This window comes from Kitasatospora sp. NPDC088134 (assembly GCF_044741705.1).
Lineage (GTDB): Bacteria > Actinomycetota > Actinomycetes > Streptomycetales > Streptomycetaceae > Kitasatospora.
Genome location: NZ_JBIUTD010000035.1, coordinates 11,444 through 31,198 on the forward strand (window position 1 = coordinate 11,444; position 19,755 = coordinate 31,198).

The 19,755-nt window shown below is 74.3% G+C and carries 11 protein-coding genes; 5 read left to right on the forward strand and 6 right to left on the reverse strand.

What is annotated here, in order from left to right; translation table 11 throughout:
• Positions 1 to 393: 393 nt before the first annotated feature.
• A complete protein-coding gene (gene eccCa / locus ACIOHG_RS34220) occupies positions 394 to 4,350 on the forward strand; it encodes a type VII secretion protein EccCa (RefSeq protein WP_400956557.1) in 3,957 nt (1,318 codons plus the stop codon).
• 467 nt (positions 4,351 to 4,817) lie between these two features.
• The gene (locus ACIOHG_RS34225) at positions 4,818 to 6,221 is read left to right on the forward strand and encodes an APC family permease (RefSeq protein ID WP_400956560.1); all 1,404 of its coding nucleotides are present in this window, start codon (positions 4,818 to 4,820) and stop codon (positions 6,219 to 6,221) included.
• Positions 6,222 to 6,330: 109 nt separating this feature from the next.
• Here ACIOHG_RS34225 and mycP read toward each other — a convergent pair whose 3' ends face one another.
• The 4 genes from mycP to eccB all read right to left on the reverse strand — a co-directional run bounded on the left by mycP (position 6,331) and on the right by eccB (position 10,241).
• Entirely contained in the window at positions 6,331 to 7,674 is a 1,344-nt protein-coding gene (gene mycP / locus ACIOHG_RS34230; protein ID WP_400956563.1) for a type VII secretion-associated serine protease mycosin, read from the reverse strand.
• 135 nt (positions 7,675 to 7,809) lie between these two features.
• A complete protein-coding gene (locus ACIOHG_RS34235; protein ID WP_400956566.1) occupies positions 7,810 to 8,100 on the reverse strand; it encodes a WXG100 family type VII secretion target in 291 nt (96 codons plus the stop codon).
• 74 nt (positions 8,101 to 8,174) lie between these two features.
• Positions 8,175 to 8,474 (reverse strand): WXG100 family type VII secretion target, encoded by a 300-nt coding sequence (locus ACIOHG_RS34240; protein WP_400956569.1) that lies wholly within the window; start codon positions 8,472 to 8,474, stop codon positions 8,175 to 8,177.
• A 180-nt stretch (positions 8,475 to 8,654) separates the two neighbouring features.
• Positions 8,655 to 10,241: a type VII secretion protein EccB gene (gene eccB, locus ACIOHG_RS34245; RefSeq protein WP_400956572.1), complete on the reverse strand. Its 1,587-nt coding sequence runs from the start codon at positions 10,239 to 10,241 to the stop codon at positions 8,655 to 8,657.
• Between the two features lie 267 nt (positions 10,242 to 10,508).
• On the opposite strand from eccB, the gene eccE reads away from it, so the two are divergent.
• From eccE to ACIOHG_RS34260, 3 genes are all read left to right on the forward strand, one after another.
• On the forward strand, positions 10,509 to 11,900 hold the full coding sequence (gene eccE, locus ACIOHG_RS34250; RefSeq protein WP_400956575.1) for a type VII secretion protein EccE: 1,392 nt from the start codon (positions 10,509 to 10,511) through the stop codon (positions 11,898 to 11,900).
• Positions 11,900 to 12,658 carry a hypothetical protein gene (locus ACIOHG_RS34255; protein ID WP_400956578.1) on the forward strand — a complete coding sequence of 253 codons (759 nt, stop codon included), beginning with the start codon at positions 11,900 to 11,902 and terminating at the stop codon, positions 12,656 to 12,658. Before eccE ends, ACIOHG_RS34255 begins: the two co-directional genes overlap by 1 nt.
• 182 nt (positions 12,659 to 12,840) lie before the next feature.
• A complete protein-coding gene (locus ACIOHG_RS34260) occupies positions 12,841 to 14,868 on the forward strand; it encodes a MinD/ParA family protein (RefSeq protein WP_400956581.1) in 2,028 nt (675 codons plus the stop codon).
• A gap of 69 nt (positions 14,869 to 14,937) precedes the next feature.
• Here the strand turns inward: ACIOHG_RS34260 and ACIOHG_RS34265 are convergent, their stop codons facing one another.
• Together ACIOHG_RS34265 and ACIOHG_RS34270 are read right to left on the reverse strand one after the other, a co-directional pair.
• Positions 14,938 to 15,882, reverse strand: coding sequence for a bifunctional riboflavin kinase/FAD synthetase (locus ACIOHG_RS34265; protein ID WP_400956583.1), 945 nt, complete (start codon positions 15,880 to 15,882; stop codon positions 14,938 to 14,940).
• A 62-nt stretch (positions 15,883 to 15,944) separates the two neighbouring features.
• On the reverse strand, positions 15,945 to 19,673 hold the full coding sequence (locus ACIOHG_RS34270) for a serine protease (RefSeq protein ID WP_400956585.1): 3,729 nt from the start codon (positions 19,671 to 19,673) through the stop codon (positions 15,945 to 15,947).
• Positions 19,674 to 19,755: the final 82 nt, after the last annotated feature.

Below are 19,755 nucleotides of genomic sequence, written 5' to 3' on the forward strand. Positions count from 1 at the left end.
ACCCCGCGGCGCAAGGGGCCGGTGCGGCGGGTGGCCTGCGGCGGTCCGGACGTGGTGGTGCCGAGGAGGCGGTCGGGGGGTCGTGTGTTGACGCGCGGTCAGCGGCGGGCGGCTTGCCCACCCCGTGGACGAACCGCTTGGCGTGCCCAGTAGGATCGGCCCCTGCGCACGGCGTACGGGGGCGGCGGTCGAAGACGCGGCAGCCCCGCGCGCCTGCGGTTCGGCGGAGCGGGGGCGGCGTCACACGGGGCGCCCTCACCGTACGTATCCAGATGCGTGAGGGCGAATTGTGAGCGAGCCATGGGGGTGCCCCCGATCAAGTGCCCGGGGAGGGCGCGCCGTTGAGGACGGGCGGGCGCGGGTCGCGGTCGGCCGCGGGGGCGGGGTGATCGTGTGAGCACGGTGACGGTCAAGCGTCCGCCGCGGGCGTTCCCGCCTCCGGTGCCGGAGGAGCCGGTCGAGCTGGTTCCGCCGCCGGAGCTGCCGCGCGGCGGCGGCGAGGACTGGATGATGTCGCTGCTGCCGCTGCTCGGCATGGGCGGTTCGGCGGCGTTCTTCTTCTCGCCCGGTGCGCAGGGCCCGATGAAGATGATGGGCGTCCTGATGGTCGCCTCGACCGCCGCGATGGCGGTCGCGCAGATCGTCAAGGCGCGCAAGGGCGGTTCGGCGGCGACCTCGGACGAGCGCCGGGACTACCTGAAGTACCTGCAGCAGAAGCGCCGCGAGGTCCGCCGGACGGCCGAACGGCAGCGCGGGGCGCTGCTGTTCACGCACCCGGAGCCGGACCAGCTGTGGTCGATCGTGGCCGAGGGCCGGCGGCTGTGGGAGCGCCGGCCGACCGATCCGGACTTCGCGCAGATCCGGGTGGGCCTGGGTCCGCTGCAGCTGTCGACGCCGCTGGTGGCGCCGCAGACCGCGCCGATGGACGAGCTGGAGCCGCTCGCCGCGGAGGCGATGGGCACCTTCATCAAGACCCACGGCACGCTGCAGGACCTGCCGCTGGCGGTGTCGCTGCGCGCCTTCTACCACATCACGGTCTGCGGCGACCCGGACTCGGTGTACGGCAACGTCCGGGCGATGGTGGCCCAGTTGGCGACCCTGCACTCCCCCGAGGACCTGATGATCGGGGTGGCCGCCGCGCCCGGCGCGGTGGAGGAGTGGGAGTGGGCGAAGTGGCTGCCGCACACCCAGCACCGCAAGGAGAACGACGGGGCCGGTTCGCGCCGCCTGATCGCCTCCGGGCTGGGTGAGCTGGAGGAGCTGCTGGCGAACGAGCTGGCCGGCCGCAAGGGCTTCTCCCGGGACAGCACGCCGACCCCGGACCAGCCGCACCTGGTGGTCATCATGGACGGCGCCTCGGTGCCGGTCGACTCGGTGATCGCGGGCGCGGAAGGCGTCCAGGGCGTGACCGTGATCGAGGTCGTCCCGGGTGACCTGGACGAGCCGAACGGCCACCTGGTGATCACCGTCGGCAAGCAGGAGCTGATGCTGGAGGCGGCGTCCGGGGCGAGCTACCCGGGCAAGCCGGACACCCTGTCGGGCTGGCAGTCCGAGGCGCTGGCACGGCAGTTGGCGCCGTTCCGGGCGTCCGCGGGCGGCGACGACAGCGACCCGTCGCTGGTGTCGATGGACTTCACCGAGATGATGCACACCGGTGACGCGGGCTCCTTCGACCCGGCCCGGCACTGGCGGCCGAAGCCGATCCGGGAGAAGCTGCGCGTCCCGCTGGGCGTCGGCGTCAACGGCGAGTACGTCTGGCTGGACCTCAAGGAGGCCTCGCTGGAGGGCATGGGCCCGCACGGCATGTGCGTCGGCGCGACCGGTTCCGGCAAGTCCGAGGTGCTGCGCACCATCGTGCTGGCGCTGGCGGTCACCCACTCCTCCGAGGTGCTGAACCTGGTCCTCGCGGACTTCAAGGGTGGTGCGACCTTCGCCGGCATGTCGGAGATGCCGCACACCGCGGCCGTGATCACCAACCTCGAGGGCGAAGCGACCCTGATCGACCGCATGCGCGACGCGATCGAGGGCGAGATGAACCGCCGTCAGGAGCTGCTGCGCGCGGCGGGCAACTACGCGAACATCAACGAGTACGAGCGGGCCCGGGCGGCCGGCGCGCCGCTCGACCCGCTGCCCTCGCTGCTGATGATCATCGACGAGTTCTCCGAACTCCTCACCGCGAAGCCGGACTTCATCGAGCTGTTCATCCAGATCGGCCGGATCGGCCGTTCGCTCGGCATGCACATGCTGCTGGCCTCGCAGCGACTGGAGGAGGGCAAGCTCCGCGGTCTGGACACCTTCCTCTCCTACCGGCTGGGTCTGCGCACCTTCTCGGCCGCCGAGTCGCGGGCCGCGATCGGCGTGCCGGACGCCTACCACCTGCCGCCGATCCCCGGCGTGGGCTACCTGAAGTTCGGCTCGGACGTGATGGAGCGCTTCCGCGCCGCCTACGTCTCCGGCAAGTACCGGGCCCCGGGCGCGCAGCGCGCGGTCGGCGGCCGGGTGGTCACCGCGCAGCCGGTGCTGTTCACCGCGGCCGAGGTCGAGGTGGTCGAGCCCGAGGTGGAGATCCTGCCCGAGCTGCCCGCCGAGGACGAGGTCGACGAGGCGCTGCTGGAGACCATGCTGGACGTCTTCGTGCAGCGGATGATCGGCCAGGGCCCGCCGGCCCACCAGGTGTGGCTGCCGCCGCTGGACGCCCCGCCGTCCGTGGACAGCCTGCTGGAGCCGCTGCAGCCGAGCCCGGACCGCGGTCTGACCCCGGCCTCGATCCGGCAGGGCAACCTGATCGTCCCGGTCGGCATCGTCGACAAGCCGCGCGACCAGCGCCGCGACGTGATGTACCTGGACTACTCCGGCGCGGCCGGCCACGGCATGATCGTCGGCGGTCCGCGGTCCGGCAAGTCCACCATGGTGCGCACCATCGTGGCGGGCTTCTCGGTCACCCACACCCCGGTCGAGACGCAGTTCTACCTGCTCGACTTCGGCGGCGGCGGCTTCGGCTCGCTGGCCGACCTGCCGCACGTCGGCGGCGTCGCGGGCCGACTGGACGTCGAGAAGGTCCGCCGGATGCTCAGCGAGGTGCACGGCGTGCTCAACCGCCGTGAGGAGCTGTTCCGGGTCCAGGGCATCGACACCATCACCACGTACCGCTCGCGCCGCGCGGCCGGGCAGCTGCCGGACGAGCAGTTCGGCGACGTGTTCCTGTTCGTCGACGGCTGGATGACCTTCAAGCAGGAGTTCGAGGTCCTGGAGCCGGTCATCGCGGACATCGCGCAGCGGGGTCTGAACTACGGCGTCCACGTGATCATCACGGCGGCCCGGTACGCGGAGGTCCGCCCGGCGCTGAAGGACCAGCTGCAGAACCGGGTCGAGCTCAAGCTCGGTGACTCGATGGAGTCCGAGATCGCCCGCAAGGTCGCGGCGAACGTCCCGGCGATCCCGGGCCGCGGTCTGACCCACGACCAGCTGCACTTCCTGTCCGGCCTGCCGCGGATCGACGGCTCCAGCGAGACCCAGGACCTGGTCGACGGCGTCGCCGACCTGGTGGCCCAGGTGAACGCCGCCTGGACCGGCCCGCGCGCCCCGCAGGTGCGCATGCTGCCCGCGGTGCTGGACGGGAACTCGCTGCCCAAGGGCTTCGAGCACCCGGAGCTGGGTGTGGCGTTCGGCATCGACGAGGTCGAGCTGGCGCCGGTGTTCGTCAACTTCGAGAGCGACCCGCTGTTCGTCGTCTTCGGCGAGAGCGAGTCCGGCAAGTCGGCGATGCTGCGGATGCTGATCAAGCAGATCACCGAGCGGTACACCCCGGACCAGGCGGGCATCGTGGTCGGCGACTTCCGCCGCTCGCTGCTCGGCGTGGTGCCGCCGGAGTACCTGGTGGAGTACGCGGCCGCCGCGCCCGCCATGTCGGCGATCGTGGAGATGCTGCGCGGGGCCTGCGGGCGCCGCCTGCCCGGCCCGGACGTCACGCCGGAGCAGCTGCGCAACCGCAGCTGGTACACCGGCAAGGACATGTTCGTGATCGTGGACGACTACGAGCTGGTCGCCACCCAGTCGGGCAACCCGATGGCGCCGCTGGCGGAGTTCCTGCCGTTCGCGCGCGACATCGGCCTGCGCCTGATCATCGCCCGCAACGCGGGCGGCGCCGGCCGCTCGCTGTTCGAGCCGGTGATGCAGCGGATGCGCGAGCTGGGCGGCCAGGGCCTGCTGCTCTCCGGCGACAAGGGCGAGGGCGCGCTGCTCGGCACCGTCAAGCCGTCGCCGCAGCCGCCGGGCCGCGGTGTGTTCGTCTCCCGCCGCATCCAGGCGGGCCAGACGGTGCAGACCGGTTGGCTGCCGACGCAGATGTAGCCGGACGCCGTTCACGGACGGTGACCGCGAGGGCCGGGTTCCGCTGGGACCCGGCCCTCGCGGCATTCCGGGGTGTGGACCGTGCCATACCGTTATCTTGCAATTTTCCGGGTCGCGCTGCGGTTCCCGTAGCCGTTCGGCGGACCGGGCGGTGTTTTCGGGCCGCCCGCCCGGCCCGGCGACACTCCTTGGAATCGGAGTCGCGCAGATCACTTCACCTTCGATTCAAGCGCAGTTCACCGGAGTTGACACAACGGAAACATGTGTCGGTCGCTCCCCGTAGCTGTATTCCGCAGGCGGATGGCCCTTATGACAACGGAATCCGCAGCCCGGGCCGCGTTGACTGGGCCAATTCGTCCAGGCAACCTGGCGACCCGGGAGCGAAGCAGAACCTGACCGCGAGACAGTGCTTCGGAGGCGATACCGCTCCCCTCCCCAACACCGCCGCTCAGTGGATCGGATTCCCCATGACCGACACGCTCCCCCCGCAGGCAGCCGAGCCCGTCCCGGGCGCCGCCGCGGACAGTCCGAAGAAGCTCGCCCGCTCGCTGGGCGTGGTGGGCGGCACGCTGCTCACGCTCTCCTGCGTGACCCCGGCCTCCTCGCTCTTCGTGATCGTCCCGGACCTGTTCGCGGACCTCGGCACCTACACCCTGATGGCCATCGCCATCGGCTCGGTGATCTGCATCGCGGTGGCGTTCTGCTACTCGGAGCTCGGCACCCTGGTCCCCTCCGCGGGCGGCGAGTACGCCATGGTCGGCACCCTGGCGGGCAAGTTCGCGGGCTGGCTGGTGTTCATCCAGTCGCTGATCGTCGTGATGATCGTGCCCTCACTGATCGCCATGGGCACCGCCGACTACCTGGAACCGATCATCCACGTCGACCCGAGGATCGCGGGCGCCGTCGTGATGCTGGCCGCGACCGTGGCCGGCCTGCTGGACCTGCGGGCCAACGCCTGGATCACCGGGATCTTCCTGGTGCTGGAGGTCATCGCCTGCGCCGTGGTGTCCTTCCTCGGCTTCTCGCACGGCGAGCGCGGCGCGAGCAGCCTGCTGCACGGCACCGTGGCCGACGCCTCCGGCAGCGTCTCCGGGGTGGGCTTCGCGGCGATCCTGGCCGCGATGGGCACCGCGCTCTTCGTCACCCAGGGCTTCTCCACCGCCATCTACCTCTCCGAGGAGCTGGAGAACCCGCGCAAGAACGTGGCCCGCACCGTGCTGTGGACGCTGGGCCTGTCCTGCGCGATCATCCTGGTCCCGGTCGCCGCGATCACCATGGGCGCCCCGGACCTGCAGACGCTGTCCGCCGGCAACATCTCCGAGCTGGTGATCGGCTGGAGCAACACCGGTGTCGGCACCTTCATCAGCCTGTGCATCGCCCTGGCCATCGTCAACGCCGGCATCGTCATGGTGATCCAGAACTCCCGGGTGCTGTTCGCCTCCGGCCGCGACAAGGCCTGGCCGGAGCCGGTCAACAAGGCCTTCGGCACCCTGAACAAGTTCAGCGCCCCGTGGATCTCCACCCTGGCGGTCGGCATCCCCGGCGCGGCGCTCTGCTTCGTCGGCCAGGACCTGCTGACCAACATCACCGGTGTCGCGGTCGCCGCGCTGTACCTGCTGGTCGCCGTCGGCGCGCTGTTCTCCCGCCGCCACCACCACAAGGACGCCCCGGCCTGGCGCCAGCCGCTCTGGCCCGTGCTGCCGGTCCTGGTGATCGTGGCGCTCGGCTACACCCTCACCCAGCTGGACACCACCGCGCTGCTGTGGACGCTGGCCATCACCGTCGCCGCCAGCCTGTACTGGCTGTTCTACCTGCGCCCCCGGCAGGAGAGCCGCTGGATCATCACCCTCCCCGAGGACGAGCGCGTCTGACCCCCGCAGCGCGCTCCCCGTCGGCCCCGTCCGGTCCCCGAGACCGGACGGGGCCGGCCCCTTTTCCGGGACCGGCCCCCTTGTGCTCCGTCCGCCCGGGCGGGGCGTCTCAGCCCTCGGAGCGGCCCTTGCGGCGGCGGCCCAGGTCGCGGGCGACGATCGCGCCGCCGGCCAGCCCGGCCACCAGCAGGCCGCCCGCGCCGAGCACGAAGGTGCCGGTGCGGCGGTCCCGGTCGGCCTGGGTCTCGGCCAGGCCGAGCGGCTGGGCCACCAGCGGCGCGGCGTCCAGCTTGGTCGGGGCGTCCGGGTGCGGGGACTCCGAGGGGCCGGGCACGGTGGTGTACTCGACGGCCTTCACCGGGTCGACCACGCCCCAGCCGATGTACTTGTTGCGGCCGTGCTCGGTGCGCTGCGCGGTCTGCTCGATCACGGTGCGGATCTGCTGCGGCTTCCAGTCCGGGTGCATGCCCTTGAGGATCGCCGCCAGCCCGGAGACGTAGGGCGCGGAGAAGCTGGTGCCGTTGTCGGTGCACTGGCCGTGGCCGGGCACCGTGGAGAGCATGTCGACACCGGGCGCGACCACGTCGACGAAGTCGCCGTACTGGGAGAACGCGGCCCGCTCGTTGTTGCGGTCGGAGGCCCCGACGGCCAGCACCGTGTCGTACTGGGCCGGGTAGGTGGGCCCCTCCTGGCCGTCGTTGCCCGAGGAGGCCACCACCACGACCCCGGCGTCCTCGGCCTTGTCCAGCGCCTGCGCCAGGTCGGACTCGCCCTGGAACAGCGGGGCGCCGGCCGGCCGGTTCGGGTCGAGCTCGACCCGGACGTCCTGCGAGATGTTGATGACGCCGGCGCCCTTCTTGACCGCCTCGTTGATGGCCTGCACCAGGGTCGGCACGCTGCCGTGCCCCTCGGCGTCGTTCTGCCGGATGGAGAGGATCGTGGCGTCCTTGGCGAGGCCGACGAAGCCGACGCCGTTCATCCGGGCGGCCGCGATGATGCCGGCCACCTTGGTGCCGTGGCCGACCTTGTCGGTGAAGCTGTTGCCCTCGGGGCGCTGCTGCCCGGCCGGGGTGGCGGCGCCCAGCAGGTCCGGGCCCTCCACGACCTTGCCCGGCCCGGCGAGCTGCGGGTTGGTGTTGTCCACGCCGGTGTCGATGACCGCGACCGTGACGCCCTTGCCGCTGTGCTCGTTCTTGTTCTTCTTGTCGTTGCTGTCGTTGTCGCCCCACAGCTCGTCCAGGAAGACCCGCTGCAGCGCCCACGGCTTGGCCGGGACGTCGGGGGCGTTCGGGATGGGGCAGTCACCGGCCGCGGCGATGGCCACCGGCGGCCGCTGGACACCCTCCCCGGCCGCGGGCGTGGGGTCGGCGACGGCGGGCGCGGCGGAGACCGTGCCGACCACCCCGAGCACCAGCAGCACCGCACCGGCCCGGCGCAACGATCCTGACGACACCTGACGTCCACCCCTCACTGCTTCACCCCGTAGTACGGCGCGCGTACCCCGTCGCCGCGCGCGAAGGGCGGGCGCCCCGTGGGACGCCCGCCCTTGTCAGAACGCTTGTGCTACTGACTTCCCGTCAGGGGAAGGTCAGCCCTCCCAGAGGTTCCGGTTCTTGTCCTCGGTCTGCTGGTAGCTCTGCGCGGCGTTGTCCAGCGCGGACGCGATCTGGCCGAGGACCTGCTGCAGGTCGGCGGCCTTGTTGTCCCACTCCTGCTGGCGGGCCTGGTAGCCCTGCTGCGCAGCACCCTCCCAGGTGGCGGCGATCTTCTGCACGCCCGACTTGAGGTCGTCCAGCTGGTTCTGGATGCGCGAAGCGGTCTGCCGCACCTCGGTGCTGGCGTTCTGGATGGTGCTGAAATTGACGAGAATGCCGGCCATGTGGTCTCTCCCCTTCGATGGATGCACGGCGCGCCTCCCCCGGAGACGCGGAATAGCGGTACGCCGAGCTGGCGTCAGGCGACGCCGCCGACAGCGGCGCGCTGCTCGTCCTCGGTCATCGAGTAGAGCTTGGTCGTCGCCTCGATCGCCTGACGGATCTCGTCGAGCACGCGGTTGAGCGCGTTGGCGTCCTCGTTGAACCGCTGCTGCATCTGCTCGTAAGCCGTAGCGGCATCGCCCCGCCAGCCCTGCCGGATCTCGGTGACCAGGTTGTTCAGGCGACCGATCTCGGCCTGCACCTGGTTGTTCACCTCGCCGATGCGGTTCGCGAAGGCGATCATTTCCTCTGCGGTCGTCGTGAACTGACCTGCCATGATCCACCGTCCCCCATGAGACAGACTACGTCCGCACGTCCCTGTGGCGAACGCGCGTACGGGCACCACGGTGTGGTGCTCCCAAGCACTGTAACGGCCAAGTGCGGTACGCCCAACACCGGGTAGCGGGTAGTTACCAGACCATGACACAGGAGGCCCGCACCCGGCGTTGACGATTCGTCAGGCGTTCTGGGCCTGAAGTGCGGTGTTGGTGTTGAGCACCGGTCCGGCGGGCACCAGCTTCGACCAGGCGGCGGGCACCACGGGCGGGTTGACGTTCTTGAAACCGAGGCGCGCCTGGGCGGCGTTCTTGGTGTCGCCGCCGCCCTGCCCGTTCTGCTGCGGGGCGGGCGTGGCACCGTTCGCGCCGTCGTCGTTGGCGGGCAGCGAGTAGCGCAGCCCGGCGTCGGTGATCAGGAAGTCGCTGCCGGAGCCGGCCTGGCCGTCGGCGTTCGTCATGTCGCCGTCCACGGCGCGGTACAGCAGGCCGTGGCCGGGCGTCACGTGGGCGCTGACCGAGCCCGCGGTGACCTCCGCCGGGTACGCGCTGCCCGCCCAGACGCTGCGCTTGAGCTGGCCGTTGTCGAAGCCTTCGAAGGTCGAGCAGACCACCGTGCGGCCGGCCTTGTCGCCGCTCAGGTTGACCGCCGGGGAGGTCTGCTGCGGCAGGTCCTTGGCCTCGTCGATCAGCTGGGTGCTGACCCGCTTCTCGAACTTCTGGATGTCGCTCGCGGTGATCTCGTTGATCGACGGGGTCTCGGAGCCGTACGCGCCCTGGTTCTTCGGGTCGAGCCGCATCAGGTCGGCCTGGAACGGGGTGATCTTGTACAGCTGCTGGGCGCCGACCGCGTAGTAGACCTCCTGGAACTTCACCACCCGGCCGACCTTGCGCAGCGCCTTGTTCGACAGCTCCACCTGGGAGTCGGCGGTGGTCCCGCTGGTCTTCACGCTGTCGACCCGCGGGAAGACCACCGGCTCGCCGTTGCCGAGGGTGGCCAGCCACTCGGCGGTGACCTGCTGCGGCTTGGCGTCCGCGCCGAACAGCGCGCGCTGCAGGGCCTTGCGGTCGTCGTCCGAGGTGTCCAGGCGGCCGACGGCGTGCTTCACGCCCTGGCGGTCGATCAGGAACATCGAGCCGTCCTTGCTGCCGTGCGGCGGCTCCTGGACGAACAGCGACTTGCCGTCGTCGAGCTTCCGGTCCGGCGAGGCCAGCGTCTTGACGTCGGCCCCGGCCGCGATGAACACCGACTGGCTGACCGTCGACTGCAGGTTGTCCTTGCCCATCTTGTCGCAGACCGACCACACCTTGGCGGCGCCCGCGTCGTCCGCCTGGGGCAGCTTGTCCGGCGCGTACGGGATGCCGATGGTGGCGCCGCGCCGCGGGTACTTGTCGAGCACGTCGTCGGCGACGCTCTGCACGGTGGCGCCCTCGGACAGCACCAGCCGGGCCGAGGACATGTTCAGCACCTGGTGCAGCGTGGGCTGCCCGGTCTTGCTGTCCGGCAGGATCACGTAGCGGGTGGTCGAGGACTTGCCCTGGATGATGGACTTGCCGTTGTCCCAGTTCGGCGGCGCGGCCGGCTTGAGGACGCCCCACATGCCGAAGCCCGCCACGATCACCGCGCCGACCACGAAGCTCGGCAGCACCGCGCGGATCGGCCGGGGCGCGTCCTCGTCGTTCCCGCCGCCCCCCGGCTGCAGGAAGGCCCCCACCATCCGCTTCCGGGCGAAGGTGTAGGCGTTCAGCTCGTCCCGGCGTGATGCCATGCTCGTCCCCGTCTCCCCTGTGTGACCCGACCTGCGGGTGTCAACGCGCTTGCTCCGTGCGTGAGTCTGCCACCCGGCGGTCGACCGGCACCGGTGACCCTCGTACGATGCGGCAGCAGACGGTGAGTACGGTAACGGGTAGGCTCCGACGGTCCGCCATCCGGGCCGTCGGCACCGGAACGGGGGAACCGCCGGACCGGCCCCCTCGCCCGGGGACGCCGACGGGGATCTGACGGGACATCTGAAGCAGAGAGGGCAATTCGGGGGATGCCAAGCCAGTCCGCTCCAGCACGACGACGCTCCACCTCGCACGGCCGGAGGCCGGAGGGCCCGGGCGGACACCGGGCCCGCGGCGCGGTTCCGGCCGCCCCGGCCGCCCCGGTCGGCCCGGTCGGAATCCGGCTGCTGCCCAGGCCGGGCCTGCTGGGCCGCCGCCTGGAGCTCAAGCAGCTCGTCCAACTCGAGGTCGCCGCCGCCCTGGTGGCGGTCGGCTGGACGATCGACCCGATGATGGCGGGGATCTTCGGGGTGCCCGCCCTGGTCCTCCTGGTGCTCGCGCTGCTGCGCCTCGGCGGCCGCACCACCGGCGAGGCGATGACGGTCCGCAGCGCCTACAACTCCCGGCGCCGGGAGGCCAAGTACAACGTCCCGCCGCCCGGCACCGACCCGGCGCTGGCGCCGGTGCTGGAGCTGGAGCCGGCCCTGCGGACCTGCACCCACGCGATCGAGACCGACCTCGGCGACGGCCGCCCGCTGCGCCGCGAGACCGGCATGGTCGGCGACGGCACCTTCTTCACCTCGGTGCTGCTGGTGCAGTCCAAGGACCAGCCGCTGCGCCCCGGCCGGGGCACCTCCGGCCTGCCGCTGGACCTGATCTGCTCGATCCTCCAGGTCGACGACATCGGCCTGGAGTCGGTGCAGCTGGTCCAGCACACCCAGCCCGCGCCCGCCCCGCACCTGCCCGAGCACTCGCTGGCGGCCCGCGCCTACCAGCAGGCCCCGGGCGGCGTCAGCACCCCGGCGCTGCGGCTGACCTGGGTCGCCCTGAAGCTCGACCCGGAGCGCGCGGCCACCGCCGTGCTGGCCCGCGGCGGTGGCGAGGAGGGCTCCCGCAAGGCGCTGCAGCGGGTCACCGACCAGCTGGCCGGGCGGCTGAACAGCGCCGGCTTCACCGCGACCGTCCTGGACGAGCGGGAGCTGATCGCGGCGCTGGCCATCTCGGTGTGCGCCAACCCGGTCGCGGTGGCGGGCCGACAGGGCTCCGGCGGCGGCGTCGGCGTCGCCCGCCGGGCCCAGGAGTCGGCGAAGTTCTGCCGGATCGACGACCGCTGGCACACCACGTACTGGATCTCCAAGTGGCCGACGCTGTCCCGGCCGGGCGCGGGTGACGGCCGGATCGCCGCCCCCGAGCTGGTCAACCAGCTCACCGGCACCCCGGCGTTCGCCTCCACCTTCACCATCACCGCGACCCGGGCGATGGGCGGTTCGGTGGCGCTCAGCGGCCACCTGCGGCTGACCGGGCGCAGCGAGAGCGAGGTGGCGCAGGTGGGCCGCCTGGTGGAGTCCCGGGCGCAGCACGTCGGCACCTCGCTGACCCGCCTCGACCTGGAGCACGCCCCCGGCCTGCTCGCCACGCTGCCCCTGGGAGGGACGTCCTGATGGCCTATCAGACCTACTCCGGCCAGGCGCCGCAGACCGTCGAGCAGCGCCAGGTGCGGGTCCGCCCGGGTTACGGCCTGCGCGGTCCGCGGCGGGAGAAGCACGTCCTGACGGTGGACGAGCTGTCCGCGCTGTCCTTCCCGGTCGGCGACGACGGCGTGGTGGTCGGCGTCGACCAGCAGCAGCAGCCCGCCGTGATGGGCCTGTTCCGGCCCTCCCCGTACGAGGTGGCGCTGGTCGGCGGCATGTGGACGGCGCAGCTGATCGCGCTGCGGGCCGCCGCGACCGGGGCCCGGATCGCGGTGGAGACCGGCCGTCCGCAGGCGTGGGCGCCGATGGCGCAGGCGGCGGGCGGCGGGCAGCCGTGCGTGACGATCCACCAGGTGGGCCGGCTGGGCGCGCAGGGCGCCTCGGTGGCGTCACCCGTCCTGGTGGTTCGCGACCTGGGTGCGCGGCCCTCGCGCAGCCGGCTGTCGGCGGCGCCCTGGCAGACCACCCTGACGGTGCTGCCGTACCTGGGCCCGAACGCGTCCCGGGTGCTGAACGCCGCGGACCTGGTGGGCCTGCAGCGGATCTCGCCGCAGGAGTCCGAGATCGTGGGCCGGATGCTGTCGCTCGGCCCCGGTGACGTCACCACGCTGCCGACGCTGCCGGACAACGTCACGCTGTGGGCGACCCGGATGCGCCGCCAGTACGTGCTGACCAACCCGGGCGAGGCCGAGACCCAGGTGCTGGGCGGCCCGCGCCGGATGGACTGAGCGCACCGGCCGGTGGCCGGGGCCGGGGGCGGTCGGTCGCAGGGGGCGGCCGAGGGCCGCTCCCGGCCGCCCCCACCGGCCTGCGCCCCGGGAACCGGCTTCAACCCGCGGTTGTCCACCGCCTAGTCTTAATGCTCGACGGCAAGCGCCGAAGCAGCTTCGGCGAGAACGAGGGAGCCCCAGTGAGCAGCGATCGGGACGGCGTCTACGTCGGCGACAACGCGGCCGAGGACGACGATGACTGGTCCGACGCCCCGGACTACACCCCGCCGTCCTGGTACACCCAGAGCGCCGCTCCGGCCGCCCCGGCCGCCGCCGCGCAGCCGCCGGTGCAGGCCCAGCCACCGGTGGCGCAGCAGCCGCCGGTGCAGGTCCAGCCGTCCGTGCAGCCGCAGCCGGTCCAGCCGCAGCCGCCGGTCGCCCAGTCCCCGGAGCAGCAGGCCGCGCAGCCGCCGGTGCAGCCGCAGCCGCCGGTGGCCCAGCCGCCCGCCGACCCGACCGCCGGTCAGCCCCCCGTCGCCCCGCAGCCGCCGGTCCAGGCGGAGCCCCAGGTCCAGGTGCAGGCCGCGCAGCCGCCGGTGCAGCCGCAGCCGCCCGTGGCCCAGCCGCCCGCCGACCCGAGCACCGGTCAGCCCCCCGTCGCGCAGCCTCCCGTCGCGCAGCCGCCGGTGGCCCCGCAGCCGCCCGTGCAGGTCCAGCCGCCGGTGCAGCCGCAGCCGCCGGTCCAGACCCAGGGCGGGCAGCCGCCGTACCCGCAGCAGGGCGGCTACCCGCAGCAGGGGCAGCCCCAGCAGCCCTACCCGCCGCAGTACCCCCAGCAGGGGCAGCAGCAGGGACAGCCGCCCCAGCAGCCGTACCCCCCGCAGTACCCGCAGCAGCAAGGTCAGCCGCCGCAGCAGTGGCCGGTGGACCCGCGGGCGGGCGGCTGGCCGCAGGCCGGTCCGCACAACGCCCCGCAGGCGCCGGCGCAGTTCCAGCAGCACGGCCAGCAGGCGGCGGCGCACGGGGCGGCGCTGGGCTACACGGCGGCGGTGGAGCTGTCCTCGGACCGGCTGCTGCGCGGCCAGCCGAAGGCGCAGAAGCAGTCCCGGTTCCAGTTCGGCGGCAAGTCGGCGCAGGCCGACAAGCAGCAGAAGCTGGAGCTGATCCGGCACCCGGTGATGACCTGCTACCGGATCGCGGTGATCAGCCTCAAGGGCGGCGTGGGCAAGACCACGACCACCACCTCGCTCGGCGCGACGCTGGCCAGCGAGCGGCAGGACAAGGTCATCGCCATCGACGCCAACCCGGACGCGGGCACCCTGGGCCGCCGGATCAAGCGGCAGACCGGGGCGACCATCCGCGACCTGGTGACGGCGATCCCGCACGTCCGCAGCTACATGGACGTCCGCCAGTTCACCTCGCAGGACCCGAACTCGGGCCTGGAGATCGTCGCCAACGACGTCGACCCGGCGGTCTCCACCACCTTCGACGACTCGGACTACCGCCAGGTGATCCAGGTGCTCGGGCAGCACTACCCGATCATCCTGACCGACTCCGGCACCGGCCTGCTGTACTCGGCGATGCGCGGCGTGCTGGACCTCGCGGACCAGCTGATCGTGGTGGCCACGCCGAGCGTGGACGGCGCGTCCAGTGCCTCGACCACGCTGGACTGGCTGTCCGCGCACGGGTACGCGGACCTGGTGCAGCGGTCGATCACGGTGGTCTCCGGGGTGCGCGAGACCAGCAAGATGATCAAGGTCGAGGACATCGTGGCGCACTTCCAGACCCGCTGCCGCGGCGTCGTGGTGGTGCCGTTCGACGAGTCGCTGGCGGCCGGTGCCGAGGTCAACCTGCAGATGATGCGGCCGAAGGTCCGGGACGCCTACTTCGAGCTGGCGGCGCTGGTCGGCGAGGACATCGCCCGGGCCCAGCAGCAGGGCGGCTGGCAGCAGCAGGGCGGTTGGCAGCAGCAGCAGCAGCCGCAGGCCGGCCAGACCTGGCAGGGCCAGCAGCAGGGGGTGCCGCCGGAGCAGCAGGGCTACCCGCAGCAGGGCGGCTACCCCCAGCAGGGGGGCTACCCGCAGCAGGGCCAGCCGTGGCAGCAGCCCGGGCAGCCGCCGTACCCGCAGCAGGGCGGCTACCCGCAGCAGGGGCAGCCCGGTTACGGGTACCCGCCGCCGCACGAGGCGCCGCCGCCCGGCTACGGCTACCCGCCCCACCAGGGCTGACGCGACGTCGACCGGCCCGCTGCGGAAGGAAGTTCCGCAGCGGGCCGGTCGGCGTTCCGACGGGGCCGGTCAGTCCCGGGCGGTGAGGTCCCGGGCGCGCTTGACGTCCTCGGCCATCCGCTCCAGCAGGGCTTCGACGGAGTCGAACTTCTCCATGCCGCGCAGCCAGGCCAGGAAGTCCACGGCGACGTGCTGCCCGTACAGGTCGAGGCCGACCCGGTCGATGGCGTAGGCCTCGACGGTGCGGTGGGTGCCGTCGAAGGTCGGGTTGGTGCCGACCGAGATCGCGGCGGGCATGGTCTCGCCGTCGGCGCTCAGCCAGCCCGCGTACACGCCGTCGGCCGGGATCGCCGAGTGCGGGACGGTGTCCACGTTGGCGGTGGGGTAGCCGAGTTCGCGGCCGCGCTGGGCGCCGCGGACCACCTCGCCCTCGACCCGGTGCGGCCGGCCGAGGATCTCGGCGACGCCCGCCATGTCCCCCTCGGCGACCAGCCGTCGGCACAGCGTGGACGAGAACGGCTCGCCGCCGCCCGCGGTGCCGCGCACCTGCAGGTCGACCACCTCGACGGTGAAGTCGTCGGCCGCGCCGAGCTCGGCGAGCAGCGCGACGTCGCCCGCCGCCCGGTGCCCGAAGCGGAAGTTGGGGCCCTCCACCACGGCCTTGGCCCGCAGCGCGTCGACCAGCACGGAGCGCACGAAGAACTCCGGCGACTCCTGCGAGAACTCGGCCGTGAACGGCAGCACCAGGACGGCGTCGACGCCGAGTTGCTCGATCAGCTCGGCCCGCCGCGGCTGCGGGGCGAGCAGCGGCGGGTGGCTGCCGGGCCGGACCACTTCGCTCGGGTGCGGGTCGAAGGTGACGACCACCGCCTTCGCCCCCAACTCCCCGGCCAGCTCCACCACCCGGTTGACGATCAACTGGTGTCCGCGGTGGACCCCGTCGAACGATCCGATGGTGACGACGCTGCGCCCCCAGTCCCCGGGGATCTCCTCCAGGCCGTGCCAGCGCTGCACCTGACCGCTCCTTGTTCCTACGGTGTGCACACCCGTGCACTCGAAAGACCGAAACCGAACCCCTATAGCGTGCCATGCGACCGGCCCTGCCCAGGTACCGGAAGGCCCCCGGTGTGACCGGTCGGACGGCCGCCGGGGCGGTCCACCTGCCGCTCCGCCTCGGCGGCGGCGTACTGCGGGTCGCGCCCCGCCGAGGTCAGCGCCCGCATCCGGGCCAGCCGGGGCCCCTCGGGCGGCGGCGGGGCGCCCTCGGGCCAGGCCGCCAGCAGCCGGGCGAAACCCGCCCAGCGGCCCGCGCAGCGCACCAGGACGGCGTCCGCGCCGGGCCAGCGCTCGACCACCCGGGCCAGCAGCAGGCGTACCCGCGGCTCCGGGTGCCCGGCGTGCCGGGCCGCCAGCGCCTCGACCACCGCGGCCAGCACCCCGGGGTCCCGCTCGACGGCCAACAGGGCGTCCAGCAGGGCCTCCCGGCCGTCGCCGGGCGCGGCCAGCACCGGCGCGAGGACGGCCCGGACGGCGGGGTCGGCGGCCAGCACGGCGGGCAGCAGCGGGCGGCCGTCCCCGCCCGCGTCCAGCAGCGCGTCCAGGTGGGCGGCGACCGGGGCGGCCGCCTCCGGCCGCTCGCGCAGCAGGTCGGCGGCGAGCAGCGTCCCGGCCCGCGCCACCTCCGGGTCGGCGGCCCCGGCCAGTACCCGCAGGCCCTCCTCGAACCGGGCGCCGGGTTCCCGCAGCCGCTCCCGGACCTCCGCCAGCACCGGCCCCGGGTGCAGGTCCAGCAGGCCCGCCAGCACCTCGGCGGTCAGGAACGGGTCGCCCGCCCGGTGGGCGGCCAGCGCCGGCGCCAGGTACCCGGCGCCGTCCCGGGGGTCGCGCACCAGCACCGCCAGCGCGGCGCCGTGCAGGGCCGGCTCCTCCTCCCGGGCCAGCAGTGTCCGGGCGGCCAGCCGGAGCAGCCGGGCGCCCGACCCGCCGGCGTGCGGGGCGGCCCGCAGGGCGTGCACGGCCGCGGCGACGTGCCGTTCCGGGCGCGGGTCGTGGCTCCACCGGTCCACCGCCCGGCAGAGCGCGGACGGCTCGGCCGCGGCGAGCCGGCCGAGCAGCGCGTCGGCGCGCGGGTGGGCGGCGGACACCAGGGCCTCCGTCAGCTCGTCCAGGGCCAGCGCCCGGTGCGCGTGCAGGAGTTCGTCGGCGAGGTCGGCGGCGCCGTCCCCGGCCTCGTACCAGGCGCACAGCAGCGGCAGCACGGTGTGCGGGTCCGCCGTCAGCAGGTCGGTCGCGGCCCGCCGGAACACCGCGAGCCGGTCGGCCGGTCCGCCGCCGCCCGCCAACCGCCCCAGCAGGGCCACTCGTTCGGCGACCGGCAGTGGCAGGTCGGTCCAGAACGCCGGGCCGAACCGCTCGTCCCGGCCGGCCCGCCGCCCGAGCAGTTCCAGCACCTCCCGGTGCGCCGCCGGGTCCGGGCTGCCCGCCAGGCCCTCGGCCAGCAGCCGGCCCGCCCACCAGTCGGCCTCGCCGCCCCGTTCGGCGCGCTCCAGCGCCGCCAGGACCCGCCGCAGCCGGCCGTCCAGCGCCGCCGCCCCCTGCACCTGTCCGAGCCGCCGCAGCGCCCCGACCACCACCCCGGCCCGCCCCCGGCCGACCCCGCCGACGGCCGCCCCGGCCGGCCGGGTCCCACCCTCCGGACGGTCCTCCGGACAGCCCTCCGGACGGGGGGCCGCACCCGCCCGCCGCTCCGCCAGCACCACCACCCCGCCCGGCTCCGCGAGGCGCGTCCGGGGCGACCCGCCGCCCGGCTCCCCCGCCCCGGCGTCGCCACCGCCCGGCCCGGCGCACACCCGGCAGGCACCGTCGCCGTCCTGACGGCCCGTCGGCCCGCTCGGCCCCGCCGCCCCGTCCTGGTCCCGCAGCGCCCCTCCGCCGCCCCGACGCTCCGTCCCCCCACCTCGGCCGCACGCCCCGTCCGTCCCGCCGGCGCAGGCCCCGCAGCCGCCCCCGTCCTGACGGTCCGTCACCCCGGTGTCCGGCTCCGGTTCCGCGTCCTCCTCCAGCAGCAGGCGCAGCGCCGCGTCGAGGTCGAGGTGCAGGCTCTGCAGCCACTCGCCCCACTCCTCGTGACCGGCCCGGTGGCCGGTACCCGCCGGGACGAGCAGGCGTTCCTCGCGGACGGCCCGGGCCCAGCCGCCGGCCGCCGGGAAGAGGCGGTCGAAGTCGGCGGCGGGGAGCGCCCCGTCGCCCGCGCCGAGCATCAGCCGGGCGGCCTCGTGCAGCCGCCCCGCGGCGACCGCGGCGAGCCGGCGGACCTGCCGGGCGTTCTCGCCGGGCGGGACGGGGTCGCCGCGGCGGTGGCGGCGCGGCCCGCCGGGGGTGGCGGCGATCCGGCGGGCGACGGTGAGGCAGGCCAGGTCGAGCCAGCCGTCGAAGAGTTCGGTACGGCTGCCGACGGGGCCGTGCACACCCGCGGTGCGCAGGTCGCCGGCCAGCCGGAGGGCGAGCGGGTGGCCGCGGTCGGCGGCGCCGAGGAAGGTCTCGGGGAGGCCGTAGCGGCGGCCGGCCCGGGCGGCCGCGTCGTCGGTGAGCGGGCCGAGCCACAGGGCCCGGGCGGCGGCCCGCCAGGGGCCGAGCTGGTCCCAGCCGTCGGGGCGGCAGGCCACCAGGGCGCGGACCCGGTTGCCGCGCAGCCAGTCCAGCCCGCCGGCCAGCCAGCGCGCGGAGAGCGCCAGCGGCGCCTCCTCGGGGCCGTCCAGGACGAGCAGCAGCGGGCGCCCGGCGTCGGCGCACAGCGCGGCCAGCTCGCCCGGGTCGGCCTCGGGGACGCCGAGGGTCCGGGCGGCCTCGGTCAGGCGGCGGCGCAGCGGGTCGCCGAGGCTGCGGTCGCCGGCGGCGAGGTCGGCGCCGCGCAGCCAGAGGGTGGGCAGCGGGTGCTCGGCGCCGGCCCGGCGGACGGCGAGCGCGGCGAGTTCGGTGCTGCGGCCGCTGCCGGTGCCGCCGAGCAGCACGGTGAGGGTGTCGCCGGGCTCCTCGCCGCTGAGGCCGTCGGGGCGGTCGACCCGGTCGGCGGCCAGGTCGGCGACCCGGCCCGGCCCGGCGGTGGCGGCGTCCAGCTGGGCCTCGGCCAGGCGCAGCGCGCCGCCCAGGTTGAGCGCCCGGCCGAAGGCGGGGACGTCGGCGGCGTTGCGTGCGAGCAGCCCGCCGAGCGGGTCGCTGTCCGGCGGCGGGTCGTCGGCGGTGAGCGGGACGGCGGCGACGCCCGCGCCGGGGACGGCCCGCACCCGGGGCGCGATCACGGCGAGCACCGCGCCGGTGGCGGGGTCGAGCACGGGGGCGCCGGCGGTGGGGGTGGCGGTGAGGTCGAGCACCAGTACGCCGGGGACGGTCCGCACCCGGGCGCCGTCCGCGCAGCGCCCGCTCTCCCGGCCGACGGGGCCGCCCCGGACCAGCACGGGGGTGCCGTCCTCCCAGCGCTGGTGCGGCACCACGACGGGGCCGCCGACGGGGCCGCGGCCGATCGCCAGCGCCGGGCCGGGGACGCCGCCGACGGCGGCGGTGCGCAGCAGGGCGAGGCCGCGCGCGGGGAGCAGGTCGACGCTCTCGGGGCCGAGCACCCGGGACTGCCCGCCGGGGGTGTGCAGCACCAGCCGGGGCAGTCCGGCCACCGCCTCGTGCGCGGTGACCACCGTGCCGTGCCGGTCGGCGACGAAGCCGAGCCCGCACAGCCGGCCCTGCGCGTCCCTGATCCGCAGCAGCGCCGGTGCCGGATACCCCGCACCGACGGCGCCCGTGTCCTCGCCCAATCTGGCCAGTCCTCCCGCCGGGCCGCGGCCCCGGGCCCGTCCGGGGCCGGGGTACGGCCGCCGTACACGCCGCCGGTCAGCT

Excerpts from the sequence above, each read along its gene's own strand:
- ACIOHG_RS34225 (WP_400956560.1), top strand. The coding sequence starts at position 4,818 with ATGACCGACACGCTCCCCCCGCAGGCAGCCGAGCCCGTCCCGGGCGCC.
- ACIOHG_RS34235 (WP_400956566.1), bottom strand. The coding sequence starts at position 8,100 with ATGGCCGGCATTCTCGTCAATTTCAGCACCATCCAGAACGCCAGCACC.
- ACIOHG_RS34240 (WP_400956569.1), bottom strand. The coding sequence starts at position 8,474 with ATGGCAGGTCAGTTCACGACGACCGCAGAGGAAATGATCGCCTTCGCG.
- eccB (WP_400956572.1), bottom strand. The coding sequence starts at position 10,241 with ATGGCATCACGCCGGGACGAGCTGAACGCCTACACCTTCGCCCGGAAG.
- eccE (WP_400956575.1), top strand. The coding sequence starts at position 10,509 with ATGCCAAGCCAGTCCGCTCCAGCACGACGACGCTCCACCTCGCACGGC.
- ACIOHG_RS34255 (WP_400956578.1), top strand. The coding sequence starts at position 11,900 with ATGGCCTATCAGACCTACTCCGGCCAGGCGCCGCAGACCGTCGAGCAG.